This window comes from Microbacterium sp. NPDC056052 (assembly GCF_042266785.1).
In the GTDB taxonomy this organism is placed as follows: Bacteria; Actinomycetota; Actinomycetes; order Actinomycetales; family Microbacteriaceae; genus Microbacterium.
Map to the genome: position 1 here is coordinate 23894 of NZ_JBHJWV010000009.1, position 12760 is coordinate 36653.

At 69.5% G+C, this 12760-nt stretch carries 16 protein-coding genes; 6 read left to right on the forward strand and 10 right to left on the reverse strand.

All coding sequences use genetic code 11. The annotated features are described in order from the left end of the window. Nucleotides 1-416 precede the first annotated feature (416 nt). Nucleotides 417-944: a hypothetical protein gene (locus ACFC1J_RS16500; RefSeq protein ID WP_375908455.1), complete on the forward strand. Its 528-nt coding sequence runs from the start codon at nucleotides 417-419 to the stop codon at nucleotides 942-944. Nucleotides 945-956: 12 nt separating this feature from the next. Here the strand turns inward: ACFC1J_RS16500 and ACFC1J_RS16505 are convergent, their stop codons facing one another. From ACFC1J_RS16505 to ACFC1J_RS16545, 9 genes are all read right to left on the reverse strand, one after another. Next, complete coding sequence (locus tag ACFC1J_RS16505) at nucleotides 957-1712, reverse strand: methyltransferase domain-containing protein (RefSeq protein WP_375908458.1); 756 nt, start codon at nucleotides 1710-1712, stop codon at nucleotides 957-959. Between the two features lie 4 nt (nucleotides 1713-1716). Beyond that, the gene (locus tag ACFC1J_RS16510; RefSeq protein ID WP_375908460.1) at nucleotides 1717-2586 is read right to left on the reverse strand and encodes a tyrosine-protein phosphatase; all 870 of its coding nucleotides are present in this window, start codon (nucleotides 2584-2586) and stop codon (nucleotides 1717-1719) included. Then, nucleotides 2583-3980: a hypothetical protein gene (locus ACFC1J_RS16515; RefSeq protein WP_375908463.1), complete on the reverse strand. Its 1398-nt coding sequence runs from the start codon at nucleotides 3978-3980 to the stop codon at nucleotides 2583-2585. Before ACFC1J_RS16515 ends, ACFC1J_RS16510 begins: the two co-directional genes overlap by 4 nt. Before the next feature lie 94 nt (nucleotides 3981-4074). After that, complete coding sequence (locus ACFC1J_RS16520; protein ID WP_375908466.1) at nucleotides 4075-5016, reverse strand: DUF1214 domain-containing protein; 942 nt, start codon at nucleotides 5014-5016, stop codon at nucleotides 4075-4077. Nucleotides 5017-5048: 32 nt separating this feature from the next. Further along, a complete protein-coding gene (locus ACFC1J_RS16525; protein WP_375908469.1) occupies nucleotides 5049-5372 on the reverse strand; it encodes an SHOCT domain-containing protein in 324 nt (107 codons plus the stop codon). Nucleotide 5373: 1 nt separating this feature from the next. Further along, a complete protein-coding gene (locus ACFC1J_RS16530; protein WP_375908472.1) occupies nucleotides 5374-5826 on the reverse strand; it encodes a DUF6325 family protein in 453 nt (150 codons plus the stop codon). Further along, nucleotides 5823-6209: an SHOCT domain-containing protein gene (locus ACFC1J_RS16535; RefSeq protein ID WP_375908475.1), complete on the reverse strand. Its 387-nt coding sequence runs from the start codon at nucleotides 6207-6209 to the stop codon at nucleotides 5823-5825. Before ACFC1J_RS16535 ends, ACFC1J_RS16530 begins: the two co-directional genes overlap by 4 nt. 62 nt (nucleotides 6210-6271) lie before the next feature. Beyond that, the gene (locus ACFC1J_RS16540; protein ID WP_375908478.1) at nucleotides 6272-6952 is read right to left on the reverse strand and encodes a GAP family protein; all 681 of its coding nucleotides are present in this window, start codon (nucleotides 6950-6952) and stop codon (nucleotides 6272-6274) included. Beyond that, complete coding sequence (locus ACFC1J_RS16545; protein WP_375908480.1) at nucleotides 6949-8622, reverse strand: SulP family inorganic anion transporter; 1674 nt, start codon at nucleotides 8620-8622, stop codon at nucleotides 6949-6951. The genes ACFC1J_RS16540 and ACFC1J_RS16545 overlap by 4 nt, the downstream gene beginning before the upstream one ends. Nucleotides 8623-8733: 111 nt before the next feature. Here ACFC1J_RS16545 and ACFC1J_RS16550 point away from each other — a divergent pair, with 111 nt between their 5' ends. Next, the gene (locus tag ACFC1J_RS16550) at nucleotides 8734-10209 is read left to right on the forward strand and encodes a LuxR C-terminal-related transcriptional regulator (RefSeq protein ID WP_375908482.1); all 1476 of its coding nucleotides are present in this window, start codon (nucleotides 8734-8736) and stop codon (nucleotides 10207-10209) included. Between the two features lie 33 nt (nucleotides 10210-10242). Further along, entirely contained in the window at nucleotides 10243-10653 is a 411-nt protein-coding gene (locus tag ACFC1J_RS16555; protein ID WP_375908484.1) for a hypothetical protein, read from the forward strand. Between the two features lie 63 nt (nucleotides 10654-10716). Here the strand turns inward: ACFC1J_RS16555 and ACFC1J_RS16560 are convergent, their stop codons facing one another. After that, nucleotides 10717-11358, reverse strand: a complete 642-nt coding sequence (locus ACFC1J_RS16560; RefSeq protein WP_375908486.1) for a LysE family translocator — start codon at nucleotides 11356-11358, stop codon at nucleotides 10717-10719. Nucleotides 11359-11559: 201 nt separating this feature from the next. On the opposite strand from ACFC1J_RS16560, the gene ACFC1J_RS16565 reads away from it, so the two are divergent. From ACFC1J_RS16565 to ACFC1J_RS16575, 3 genes are all read left to right on the forward strand, one after another. Beyond that, nucleotides 11560-11766 (forward strand): three-helix bundle dimerization domain-containing protein, encoded by a 207-nt coding sequence (locus ACFC1J_RS16565; protein WP_375908488.1) that lies wholly within the window; start codon nucleotides 11560-11562, stop codon nucleotides 11764-11766. Nucleotides 11767-11917: 151 nt separating this feature from the next. Beyond that, nucleotides 11918-12616 carry an NADPH-dependent F420 reductase gene (locus ACFC1J_RS16570; protein WP_375908490.1) on the forward strand — a complete coding sequence of 233 codons (699 nt, stop codon included), beginning with the start codon at nucleotides 11918-11920 and terminating at the stop codon, nucleotides 12614-12616. Between the two features lie 20 nt (nucleotides 12617-12636). After that, nucleotides 12637-12759 carry a hypothetical protein gene (locus ACFC1J_RS16575; protein WP_375908493.1) on the forward strand — a complete coding sequence of 41 codons (123 nt, stop codon included), beginning with the start codon at nucleotides 12637-12639 and terminating at the stop codon, nucleotides 12757-12759. Nucleotide 12760 lies beyond the last annotated feature (1 nt).

Genomic DNA, 12760 nt, shown 5'->3' on the forward strand with positions numbered 1-12760 from the left:
TATCCGCCCGGGCGGACATGAGGCTGCACGCAGTAAAGGCCGGTCGGAGAGGCTCCCGACCGGCCTTTGTCCCTTGCACCAAGAGTGTCCTGCAATCACATGCGGTGAGAGCCACAGCAAAACTTTCACCGTGCGATCACTGTATAACGGCGGGGTAACGAATGCAACGATCAGGTCACGGTCTGGGCGGATTCATAAGGTCATGCCTCGGCTGCTCGCGCCCGCTCTCCCCGAGGGTGCGCTCGTCGGGGATGACGATCTCTCCGGAGGCGTTGGCGGAGCTCGCGTAGGCCTGGATGCGGGCGGGATCCGGCGCCGGCGTCAGCAGCCGGAGCGTCGGTGGTCGCACCCTTGTTTCGCATGGCGCCAGTGTCCGACGGGGCTCGGATATCCTGTCCTTACGAGAGGATGATCCGGTGAGCTACGACGCGGACGAGACGGTCTTCGAGCACAGGGGACGACGGGTCCGGCTCGAGACGAACGCGCAGTTTGACGCGCTGCGCGCGGCCTTCGAGGAGGCGGTTCCCGCGCTGTCCGACGAACAGGCGCTGGCCGAACTGCGTGGGGGTGACTGGGCGGGGTTCGTCCGCGGGCTGCAGTGGGAGTCGCCGAGCGGGTTCGTCCGGGTGTGGACCTCGCGTCCCGATGCGCTCATGGAGCATGCGGGCAGTGACGCCCGCAGCGTGGTGTGGCTGATCGCGCACCACGGGATCGCCGCACGGCTGTTCCGTCACGATCCGGGCACGACGCTCGCCTCGCCCCTGCGCATAGAGATGCACACGTCGAAGGCGCCGGGGACGACGCTGAGCTTCGAGGTGCCCAGTGCCGGGCTCGGTGGTTTCGGCGTCAACAAGATCGCGCAGGCCGGCGCCGAGCTCGACCGCGCACTCGGCGACCTCATCGAGGATCTCGGCCTGCCCCGGCCCGCTGCTCTGCGGCGCTGAGGCGGCCCGCCGTCAGCCCCTCGGCTTCGAGGCCTCGATCAGGTGTCGCGCGGACGTGGCGATGAACGGTTGACCGGCGCGCATCCTCCGATCGAGTTCGCGCAGCTGCGGCTCGTAGGCGGCCGCCGTGAAGCCGGGGACCCACCAGACGCACTTCCGAAGGATCCAGACGACGGCCCCGACGTCGAAGAACTCCATCCGGCAGCGCGTGATGCGGAGGTCATCGATGACCAGGCCTGCGGACTCGGCGGCGGCGGCCTCGGCGTGGGCGTCCCGCCCCTTGCGCTGCTCCGGAAGCGGCCCCAGGAAGTGCTCGATCAGCTCGAACGCCGACGCCGCGCCCACATGCTGCGCGAAATAGCGTCCTCCCGGTGCGAGCACGCGCGCGATCTCACTCCAGTCGGGGCGCACCGGGTGACGCGAGGTGACGAGGTCGAAGGCCCCGTCGGAGAAAGGGCGCGGCCCGTCCGAGGATTCGACGACGTCGACGCCTCGCGGTCCGAGCAGCGCCCGAGCGTGCTCGGCATTCGGCGCCCACCCCTCCGTCACCACCATGCGCGGCGGAAACACCGCCGCCTCGGCGAGGACCTCTCCGCCGCCCGTGTCGATGTCGAGTGCCGAAGCGGCCCGGCGGAGTTTCTCGGCTAGGAGGCCCGAGTATCCCCAGGGCGGTCGCTCCTCGGTGGCGCGGCCGTCGAGCCACCCGAATCCCCAGCCGCTCACCTCCGCGGACTCCGCCTCCGCCACCAGCTCCTCGAAAGACCTCACCCGATCACGCTATCCCGGCGCTGATCGTGGCGTCGGTCGAGTCGCTGTCCGCGCGTCGGAAGATCGCGCCTTCGGGTTCGGAGAGGAAGGTCTCACGAAGCCGCCGCTCGTCACGCGTGCTCAGCCCGAGTCCTTCGCGTGCGTACCCCTGGATGCTGCCGAACTGCTCCCGCATCTGCGTGAACGCGGCGGCGAGGTAGCTCTCCCGGACGCCGAGCACGGGAAGCAGGACGTCCCGGTCGACGCCCTGTGTTTCGGCCCGCTGAAGCACGGGTTCGAGGGCGGGGAGCAGATCGGTGTTGGTCTGCAGGTAGTCGTCGTACACATCGTCCTCGCTGACGCCCAGAAGGGTGAGGAGCGTCGCGGCGGCCCAGCCGGTGCGGTCCTTGCCGGTGGTGCAGTGGAACAGCGCCCCTCCGTGCCGGTCTTCGTCGAGGAGGCTCGCGTAGAACGCGCGGTAGGCGCGGAGCGCCGAGGGGAGCCGGACGAAGTCGCGGTACGTCTCTTCGAACAGCTGCTGGGCCCGCCCGCCGGCGAGCGAGGCGGCGAAGGCCTGAGGGTCGGCGGCGAGTTGCCCGAGGCTCGCTGCGACGCTCGTGGAGCTGTCCGCGAGCACATCGAGGGTCACCGTGTCGACCCCTTCGGGGAGGCGGTCGCGGGATGCGGTGGCCTCCTCCGCGGTGCGCAGGTCGTACACCGTGCGGATCCCGAGCGCGGCGAATCGCTGCTCGTCGGCATCCGTCAAGGAGGAGAGGGCCGCCGAGCGATACACCCGTCCGCGCCTCACCTCGCCGGCCGTGCTCGGCAGCCCACCCAGGTCGCGGAGATTCGGGGCCGTCGCGATCGGCACGGTGCGCGTGTGCGAGGTGTTCATAGGCGGGTCTCCATGGCTTCGGGGCGTTCGGCGGTGGTATCGATGGCCGCCGCGCGAGCGGTCGGCCGGGAGAGCAGCTCGAGGACGATCACGGCGCCCACGCCGAGTACTGCGGTCCACAGGGCGATTCCGGGCGTGATCGGTCGGACGAGGAGAATGAACGCCGCGCACGCGGTGCCGATGACGAGGCGGAGCGGACCCCGCCACCGGTACAGGCGCTCCCCGACGGTTCCCGTGGTGATGCCGCGTTGTTCGGCGCGGTGCCGGACCGCGGCTATCGCGGCGAGCCCGTGCCCGCGCAGCCTTCTGGCCCACGGCCACGGTCCCGCGACCAGCGTGATCGCGAGCGTGGCGGCGGCGACGGAACCGAGCGCGATGAGCATGTCCGTCACGTACTGGAGGACTCCGGTGTAGAGGACGACGGCGGCGTCGTGCGGGATGGACGCCGCGACCGCCAGCGCGAAGAGATTCGTTCCGATGCTGATGCCGTTGCCGGCCAGCAGTATGAGCAGGAGCACGGCTCCTGATGCCCCGGCGAGAGCGAGCGCGCGCCTGCGCGCCACGAGCACCCCTGCGGCGAGCATGATCAGCATGGCCCAGGGGAGCCAGATGCCGATCGCGATCACGATCTGATAGATCGTGAGGTAGATGCCGATCGAGGTGTCCTCGGCGAGCACGATCGACCGGGAGATCGCGGGAATGCGGTCGGCGAGAGGAACCCCGTCCTTGACGAGTTCTTCCTTGACGGCGTCGATGATCGGGCCGAGTTCGAGCTGGATCCGCTGGTTCTGGCCGATCGTGATCGCTGCTCCTTGCTGCCCGGTGGCGGTGCTGAGGAGCTGGCGATGCGTGACCTCGAGAGCGTCCTTCCAGATCGCTGCGAAGGCATCGGAGCGGACGAAGCCGTCGATCGTCTTGCGGATCAGGTCTTTGAGGCCGGAGACCACGGGGGCCTGGAGCAGTTGCAGGGCTCCCCGGGCCCGTGGAGTGAGGTCGAGGTCGCCGAGTCCCGCGAAGAGGTCGTCGGCGATCCGGTCGATGTCGATGTGCGACTCGATCGCGGTGACGGCTTCATCCGCCACGAGATCCTGCACGGCGGGCTCATGGGCGAGAGGCGCGAACGTGCTGACGAAGTAGTCCGTGTCGGTGAGCTGATGGTGCGCCCACGTCGATACGACCGCGACGGGGGCGAGGAGGGCCCCGATCACGATCAGGCTCGCCGAGAGCAGCGTCCTTCCCCATCCGCCGGTGCGTGTCCTGCGCGGGACCTCTCTGTCTCCGCGTCCACCGCGGGCTGGGGCCCGTTCCTCTTCGAGGGCTCGGACGAGTTCGGCGTTGACCGCTTTGAGTTCGTCGAGCTCGGCAGCGAGCTGATCGGCGGTGGGCTGCGCCATGCGTGCTCCTCCTGGTCGCGATGCCGGGAGAAGGTCCCGGTGAGACGTATGCGTGTATGCGGGGGAACGGGCGGGGCGGTGCCCCGCCCGTTCGTCAGATCACCTCGGGACGAGGTGCGGTCCAGGATCCGTCGAGCACGACGGGGAGCGGACGGTACAGGCGCAGCACGTAGTTCCAGCCCGGCATGATCGGCAGCGCGTTCGGCACTCCGTCCAGCTGGGTGCCGAAACGAATGGTGACGGCACCATCGACGTCGGGGGTCGCGGCGAGGCTGTTGATGCTGTTCACCCCGAGCGCGTTCTCCTCGAAGTACCCTGCCGCGTTGTACAGCGATACCGACCAGAACGCGTCTACCGGGATGTCCTTGAGCCTGAGCCGGTACTCGTCGACCGGGAGGTTCTCGTCGACGCTGATATAGGTCGCCTCGTACTCCGGGAGGCCGCCCCAACCGGAGGCGGTGCCGAGCAGATGCAGGATCGCGTCGACCTCGTGCCGGGCGCCGAAGGCGTGGTCGTACTTGCTCACACCGCGGGCGAGTTCCAGGATCGCGCGGCGGGTCGCGGTATGGGATGCCTCGTCGTAGTCGGGCATCGGGTAGGTTCCCGAGCCGCCGCCGTGAAGGCGGAGCGCGTCCTGCAGCCGGTTCACCTCTGTCACGTCGTCGGCGTCCGTCGGATCGACGAGGATGCGGACGATCACCCCGGCGTAGTCCGTGCCCACGAGGTCGCGGGTGAGGACATGGTCGCCCGGCTCGCTGAGGATCGCCTGTCCGTAGTGTTCCTGGCTGATCACGAAGGCCGAGATGTAGCGGTCCCCGGTGTCCGGGAGCGTGAGCATGACGTCCTCCCTGACATCGAGGATCGTCATGCTGTACAGGGTGTCGCGGTTCTGCCGGATCACCGGCTGATCATCGAGCGGAGTCACCTCGTAGGTGTGATTCCAGGTCCCGACGCCGTGAGGTGCGGCGAGGCGCGAGAACATGAGGTCGGTCTCGGCTCGGTTGAAGTTCTGGACGTTGACGGGGATGGCAGCCATCTCGGTCTCCTTTCGTCGGTTCTTCGTGCGGCTCAACGCAGCAGCCTGGCTTTTGCGGTTTCGAACTCGGCCTCGCTCAGCAGCCCCTGCGTTCTCAGGTCGCCGAGACGTTGCAGTTCGGCGACCAGGTCACCGGATGCCGCAGACGGAGCCGGAGAAGGGGGGATCGCAGCCGAGGGGCGCTCGGCCTCGTATCGGGCGTTCTCGTACTGGGCCGCCTCGTACTGCGTCCGTGCCTTCTTCTGCTGGTGGGCCATGATCCCGCCACTGACCGCGGTCGCCGTCCCGGCGACGACGGCGGTGCGGGCGGCCAGCCCGAGCAGCCCCGGCCTGCCGATCCTTGGAATGAACGGCATCTCAGTTCCCCCTCTCGGCGACGAACGAATCGAGAAGGGCGTTCACGACCGGCGCCGGGATGCGTTCGTATGCGAGCAGCTCCGCGCCCGATGCCGCGGTCTTCTCCGCGAGATCGCGCTGATACACGAGCTCGACGGCGACGAGGAGTGCCGCCGTGCCGTCGGGGATCAGGGCTGCGAGACCGTCGACGTCCTCGTTCCCGATGAGCCCGGCGGCCCCGAGGCCCGCGGCGCCGATCTCGAACCCGCCCGGGACCTCCGCGGCTTCGACGATCGTCGTCTCGCCGGCGGCGGAGCGGGAGATGAGGAGCAGGTCGAGCAGGCGCAGAAGGCCGGATCCGGTGAGCTCGGTCAGCGCCGAAAGCGCGTCCGGGTCAGGGAGCTCACCGGGGAGCCCCAGCAGGTAGAGGTCGACCGGCCCGAACGGCGGGGTCTCGATGACAGAGCCGGTCACGCCAGAGCCTTCGCCTTGAGCCGGTCGAACTCCTCCTGGCTGATGGATCCGGATTCGAGCAGCGCGGACGCTGCTGCGATCTCCTCGCTCGGGCTCTTCCCTGCGACGTCGCGAATGTAGGCCTGCGCGGCCGTCTCGGCGTTGCGGGCGGCCCGGTCGCTGCGTTCGGCCATGCCCTCGCCCCGGGCGATGATGTACACGAGGGCGGTGAGGAAGGGCAGGAAGATCAGGAAGACGATCCAGACGGCCTTCCACCATCCGTTGAGCGTGCGATCCCGGAACAGGTCGCCGACGATCGCGAACAGCGCGAAGAGGTAGCCGATGAACACGACCGCCCAGAGCATCCAGCCCAGGATCGCCCAGAAATCTACCCAGAAGTTCATATCTCGTTTTCCGTTTCTCGGAGGTGGTTGAGGCCTGCAGGGCGCAGGCACTGCGGTGGGGGTCAGAGGGAGCCGAGGCCCTTGCCGAGCATGAGAACGCCGATGACCAGCAGCAGCACCGTGGTGATCACGGCGTTCTCGCGAGTGAGCCATGCGCGGAAGGCCTCGAGCGGCCGGCGCAGACGGTCGGCGGCGAAGAGGTAGGCCACCACGGGGACGAGCACCGTGGAGATGGAGCACAGGATGAACACGCCGGTGGCGATGGCCGCGGAGGCCGGGGGGAGTCCGGCGCCGCCGATGATCATTCCGGCGCTCGCGGCCATCAGCAGGGTCTTCGGTCGCGGCAGGGAGAGCAGCAGTCCGAGGCCGAGCACCCGGCCGAAGGTGAGCGCGTCGATCGCCGACATCCACTTCGGGAGAACCGGATCAGCACCGGGCGCCGGCCGGCTGCGCCATTGCTTCACAGCGAGCAGGAGCAGCAGTGCGGCGAGGACGAACTGCACGATCGCCCGGACGAGGTCGGGTCCGTCGGCACTCGCGCGCGGTGGCAGCGCGCCCGCGATCAGCACGAAGGCCGTTGCCGCGACGGCGACTCCGGCGCTCCAGCCGATCAGGAAGCCGGGGCCGGTGCTGCGGGCGTTCGGCGAGAGCAGCAGGAGGATGACCGCCACGATGGTGAGCGGGCTGATCGCGATGGCGAGCGTGAGGGGAAGGATCTCCCCGATGACCTGGCCGAGCATCATCGGCTCCTTTCCGCGGCGCGGGGCTCCGCCGGTGAGAGCGCCGCAACGGCAGCACGGTTGGTGTCGTAGACGGGATCGTCGTCGCGAATGATGTCGAAGTGCGCGAGGCGGGGACGAGCACCGGCCCGGACGCGACTGAAGGCGAGAGCGATCCGGGCGTCGTCGAGCCAGGTCCTGAGACCGTCGAAGGCTTCCGCGCCGGTGACGTCGACATCGGTGATGGCTTCCATGTCGATCACGAGGTGATGGATCCGGGCACGGCCGGCGGCGTCGACGGCGCGCTGCACGGATTGCGCGAACACCGTGCCGTTGGCGAAGAAGAGCGGCGCGGCCATCCGCACGACGATCACGCCGTCCGCCGTCACCGCACCGGCCGGCGCGTCCTCCAGGAGCGAGGCGGCGGGGTCGTCGTTGTCGGCGAGCACGTCGATGGCGGGGGCGGCGGCGCGTCGGGCGAGGTTGATGAGGGAGAGCACGAAGGCGACCACGATGCCCGCGATCGCTCCGACCAGGACCGTCGCGGCGAGACACGCGACGCCGATCCAGAACTCGGTCCGGGACAGCCGCCACAGCTGCAGGAACTCGCGAACGCCCAGGAGCGGAAGAACGGCGATGCCGACGATCGCGCCGATCGCCGGAGACGGGATCTCGGCGAGAAGCGCGGTGCCGAAGAGCAGCAGCAGGACCGTGCCGACGGCGAGCACCAGCGAGGGCAGCTGTGTCCGAGAACCCGTCTGGTCCATCGCCGCCGTCCGGCTGGTCGATGCGCCGACCGCGAAGGAGCCGGACGCGCCGGCGACCAGATTCGCCGCGCCGAACGCGAGCAGGTCGCGGTTCGCGTCGGTCGGATGCCGGTGCTTCTCGCCGTAGGAGCGGGACACGAGGAGTCCTTCCGCCGCTGCGACGGCCGTCAAGGCGATCGCGGACGGCACCAGAGCCAGCCACTGCTCCCAGCCCAGCAGAGGCCAGGTCAGCACCGGCGGGCCGGAAGGCACCTCGCCCAGAACGGCGACGCCCGCGTCACCGGCGTGCGTGAGCGAAACGGCCAGCGTCGCGACCACGAGCACCACCAGCGCCCAGGGCAGGGACGGCAGGAGCCTGCGTCCGAGGAGCAGGATCGCGACCGCCGCGACCGAGATCAGCACCGACCACGGGTTCACCCTGCCCAGTCCGCCGACCAGGTCGACGACCTTCTCGGTGAACTCGCTCCCCGCGTCGATGTGCACGCCGAGCATCTTCGCGACCTGGGACACGAAGACGTCGAGGGCGAGACCGGCGATGAACCCGATCAGGATCGGGCGGGAGAGGAAGTTCGCGAGGAATCCCAGTTTGAACACGGCCATGGCGCCGAACAGCAGCCCGCAGATGATCGCCTGCGCGAGCGCCATCGTCAGGTAGTCCTGAGAACCGGCCGCGGCCAGGCCGCCCACCGAAGCGGCCACGAGCGCAGCGGCCGACGCGTCCGGGGACGCGACGAGCTGACGAGAGGAGGTCAGAACGACCCACGCGATCGTCGGCAGCACCAGCGCGTACAAGCCCGCGGTGGCCGGAAGGCCGGCGATCTGCGCGTACCCGATGTTGAGGGGGATCGCGATCGCGATGAGCGTGACCCCCGCGAGGAGTTCACGCCCCAGATTCCGGCGACTCAGGCCGGGAAGCAGACGGTTCATCGCTGTCAGTGTTTCCCGCAGGAACCGGCGCGGAATCGGATCTCATCCTCTTCGGATGAGACGCGGGACGGATCTCATCCACCCGCCGCATCGCGCCAGTAGCGTGGAGACATGATCGATGACGTCCGCCGGGAGATGGCCTCCGCGGCTCCGGAGGAGGCACGGATCCTCTTTCGCAGGAACTGGCTGCGACTCATCATCGAATCCCACACCAGCGACCTCGAGCAGCTCTGCGTGGCTGCTCCTGACCCGCACGACCCGCATGTCCTCCTGATCAGGGCGTGCTGCCGTGACCTCGCGGGAGACTCCTACGGCGCCGAGTATCTTCGCGGGCAGGGCCTGCGCGTCGCCGCCGACGACTTCGTCGCCTGCTTCACCGACCTGCTGCTCGCCCCCGACGCAGCGGCCAAGGCCGCCATCGCCGACCGGGCGCATCAGGCGCTCTCTCATTGCGAGGCCGACGACGACTACTCGTCGGCGCTGTTCCTGCTCGGATGGACGGAGGTGCGGCTCCGCAGGAACTTCCCGGGAGCGATCGCCCTCCTGCGCGCCGCCGCGACAGAGGCGCACCTTCAGGGCCGTCAGCAGACCCATCGCCTCGCCCAGTCGAACCTCGCGTTCGCGCTCACCCAGGCCGGACTGTTCACGGAGGCCGAGCAGGTTCTCGACACGCTTCCGCCGACGCCGGCTCCGTCCGACTGGGACCTGTTCGAAGGCGGGCTCCCCGAGGCGAACCGAGGATGCATCGCCTACTGGCGCGGCGATTTCGAGCGCGCGGCCGCACTGCTCGAAGCGGCGATCGTCGATGACAGCCCCGGGAACAACTTCGAAGCCCTCGCCCGTCTCTACTACGTGATGAGCGTCATCGCGTTGAAACGCGAGGACCGCTACTACGCGGCCGCGGGACTTCTCCAGGGAATCAGCAGGACCGACAAGCACGGGATCCCCTGGGACACGCTTCGCCGGGCCGTGTCGGCGCATCTCGCACACGCGCAGGGGCAGGACGAACGGGCCAGGGCGCTTGCCGCACCCACTCTCACCCGTACCGGTGCCGCCGTCGCGCACGCACTGCTCGCAGAGCTCTACCGCACCATGGGCGAGCCCGGTCTGTCGGGTCAGGTGTTCCGTCTCGCGGCCGCGGCAGGAATGCCCCGGTACGCGCGCGTCAGCACCCTGGTCACCTCGGCCGCGCTTCATTCGGCGGCGGGGCACGGAGATCGCGCGCATGAGCAGCTCGACCACGCGCTGGAGAACGCTGCGGCGGAACGCGTGCTGGCGCCGTTCCTCAGCGACGACCCGATCATCGCCGATCTCCTCAGCGCCCACGCGCACTGGGGGTCGGATCATCAGGAGTTCCTCCACGCCGTCCTCAGGAAACGCGGACAGCATGCGACCACGGTGACCGGCGTGCTCACCGAGCGCGAGAGGGAGGTCCTCGTGTGCCTGCGCACCACGATGACCGCCGACGAGATCGCGGCGGATCTCGGCATCGCCTACCCCACGGTGAAGTCCCACATCCGCGCGATCTACCGCAAGCTCGGGGTCGCCTCGCGCCGTGATGCGATCCGCGCAGCCGACCGGGCGTAGTCCCGCCCCGTCCCGACCAAGAAGCAGGCAGCCATGCTCAGATTCCTGTTCCAGATCCTCTCGCAGCTCGTGCTCGGCGCGGTCGCGCTCGTCGTCGTCCATCTCACGCTCCCGGACGTCGCCCTCAGCCTCTCCGGGTTCTTCGTCGCCCTCGGGGTGTTCACCCTCGCGCACGTCATCCTCGGACCCTTCGTGCAATCCGTGGCCCAGCGATACGCCGCACCGCTCGCGGGCGGGGTGGGAATCGTCGCCACCCTGCTCGCCCTCTGGATCGCCACCTGGTTCCCCGGCGGCATTCAGATCAACGGCGTCACGTCGTGGATCCTGGCGCCCTTGATCATGTGGATCATCACCGCTCTCGGCGGGTGGATCGTCATGGGCCTCATCGTCGACCGCCGTCTCAAGCAGCGGGCCGCGCGAAAACTCGTTCAGAACGCCCGATAGGGCGCATCCGACGTCGGATCGGTGTGCGAGGACCGGGATCCCCGTATCGCCGACGGCGTCCGCTTAGGTCTTGTTGTCGGCGAGCAGCAGCACCCCGCCGAGGCCGATCATCATGCCGCCGCCGGTGCCGCGGACCGCGGCGAGCCGGCGCGGGGACTTCGCGAACCAGGCGCGTGCGGATCCGGCGATGAGCGCCCAGGTCGCGTCGCACGCGAACGCGATGACGGTGAAGACCAGCCCGAGGATCATCATCTGCACCGGCACGGCACCGGCATGGAAGTCCACGAACTGGGGCAGGGCGGCGACGAAGAAGACGATGGTCTTGGGGTTGGTGGCCCCGACGATGAAGCCCTGCCGCAGCATCACGAGCGACGAGACCCGTCGCGGGCTCGCCTCGGAGGCGTCGCCGACGCCGTCGCGGCGGTGGCGGATGGCCTGGATGCCGAGATACGCGAGATAGAGCGCGCCGAGCACCTTGACCACCGTGAAGAGGGCCACCGACTGCGCGACGATGGCTCCCACGCCGAACGCCACGGCCCCGATCGGGACGAGGCTGCCGAGCTCATTGCCCAGCACGGTCCAGAGGCCGGCGCTGCGACCCCACGCGAGCGATCGTCCGATGACGAACAGCACGCTCGGCCCCGGGATGGCGATCAGGACCAGGGAGGTGAGGGCGAAGGCGATGAGGGCTTCCAGGGATGGCACGAGAAGAACCTATCCCCGGAGCCGGATCGCGCGCCAGCATCGGGCCGGAGCTGCCCCCGCCGTCCCCCATTCCGAGTCGTCCCCGTCAGCGCACCCCCTGGGCTCCGCTGACGGGGACGACTCGGAATGAATCGGCCGCCAACGGGCTGTGGATCCCCTGCCTCGCTTGACACGGCGCGGGCGGAAGCCGACGATGGCGCCATGACCCGCGAACCGTCCGACGAGGACAAGGCCATCTCCGACGTCATCGAACGTCTCCAGGCGAGGTTCCCGCAGACCGCGGAGATCGAGATCGACGGTGCGGTCCGAGACGCGCAGCGCACGTTCGAGCAGGCCAGGGTGCGCGACTTCGTGCCGGTCCTCGTCGAGCGCGAGGCCCGGGCGCGGATCGAGCACCCGATCGGCTGAGGCGGCGGGATCCCTGGCGTCCCACCGCGGCGCCGCGTCGGCATCTGGATCTCGATCCCTCATCGGTGCGTGAGCGTCCGAACGTCCGGCCCGCGGAGTCGGGCCCCTCGACGGATCCAGGGACCGACAGGTCCCTGGATACGATGGCGCCGTGGCGGACAAGGCATCCCGGATCGAGACGCTCGGCATCATCGGTGCCGGTCGGGTCGGCAGCGTGCTCGCCCGGCTCGCGGTCTCGGCCGGTTATCGGGTGCTGCTCGCGGCGTCATCCGATCCGACCCGGATCGCGCGTGCGGCGCGAGCCCTCGGCGCGACCGCGGTCGACGTGGCGGAGCTCGCACGCACGGCCGACGCCGTGCTCCTGGCCCTCCCGCTCGGCCGGCACAGGACTCTGCCGGCCGAGCTGCTGCGGGGGAAGCTCGTGATCGACGCCATGAACTACTGGTGGGGCGACGGGCTCCGCGGCGAGCTCGATGATCCGCGCACGTCCACGAGCGAGATCGTGCAGCGATTCCTGTCCGGATCCCGGGTCGTGAAGGCCTTCAATCACATGGGCTATCAGGACCTCGAGGACGAGACGCGTCCCGCTGGCGCATCTGACCGCAAGGCGATCGCGATCGCCGGGGACGATCCGGACGATCTGGCGCGGGTGGCCCGGCTGGTGGACGACCTCGGGTTCGATCCCGTGGTCGCCGGTGGTCTCGCGAGCGGCATCATGCTCGAGCCCGCTGCGGAGGCCTTCGGCGCCGACGTCGGCGCCGCGGAGCTGCGGGCGATGCTGCAGCGCTTCCCCACCTCGCAGCGCGGGATCGTCGTGGCGAGGGCCCGCGCGGCGGATCCGAACGCCTGACCGGCCGCCGTGGAGAGGCCGTGTGCGAACGGCGCATCTTCCTCGTGACCGCGCCGACGGTCGGCACCGCTGCGCGACGAGCACTCGAAGGGGAGCTGCGCACGGCTCCGGACGGGGAATCGGCCCTGGGCGGCGTGATGTGAG

What these genes read in the sequence shown, in the direction of transcription:
- ACFC1J_RS16510 (WP_375908460.1), bottom strand. Translation starts at nt 2,586, where the DNA reads ATGAACACCTCGCACACGCGCACCGTGCCGATCGCGACGGCCCCGAAT.
- ACFC1J_RS16515 (WP_375908463.1), bottom strand. Translation starts at nt 3,980, where the DNA reads ATGGCGCAGCCCACCGCCGATCAGCTCGCTGCCGAGCTCGACGAACTC.
- ACFC1J_RS16520 (WP_375908466.1), bottom strand. Translation starts at nt 5,016, where the DNA reads ATGGCTGCCATCCCCGTCAACGTCCAGAACTTCAACCGAGCCGAGACC.
- ACFC1J_RS16525 (WP_375908469.1), bottom strand. Translation starts at nt 5,372, where the DNA reads ATGCCGTTCATTCCAAGGATCGGCAGGCCGGGGCTGCTCGGGCTGGCC.
- ACFC1J_RS16535 (WP_375908475.1), bottom strand. Translation starts at nt 6,209, where the DNA reads ATGAACTTCTGGGTAGATTTCTGGGCGATCCTGGGCTGGATGCTCTGG.
- ACFC1J_RS16540 (WP_375908478.1), bottom strand. Translation starts at nt 6,952, where the DNA reads ATGATGCTCGGCCAGGTCATCGGGGAGATCCTTCCCCTCACGCTCGCC.
- ACFC1J_RS16545 (WP_375908480.1), bottom strand. Translation starts at nt 8,622, where the DNA reads ATGAACCGTCTGCTTCCCGGCCTGAGTCGCCGGAATCTGGGGCGTGAA.
- ACFC1J_RS16550 (WP_375908482.1), top strand. Translation starts at nt 8,734, where the DNA reads ATGATCGATGACGTCCGCCGGGAGATGGCCTCCGCGGCTCCGGAGGAG.
- ACFC1J_RS16555 (WP_375908484.1), top strand. Translation starts at nt 10,243, where the DNA reads ATGCTCAGATTCCTGTTCCAGATCCTCTCGCAGCTCGTGCTCGGCGCG.
- ACFC1J_RS16565 (WP_375908488.1), top strand. Translation starts at nt 11,560, where the DNA reads ATGACCCGCGAACCGTCCGACGAGGACAAGGCCATCTCCGACGTCATC.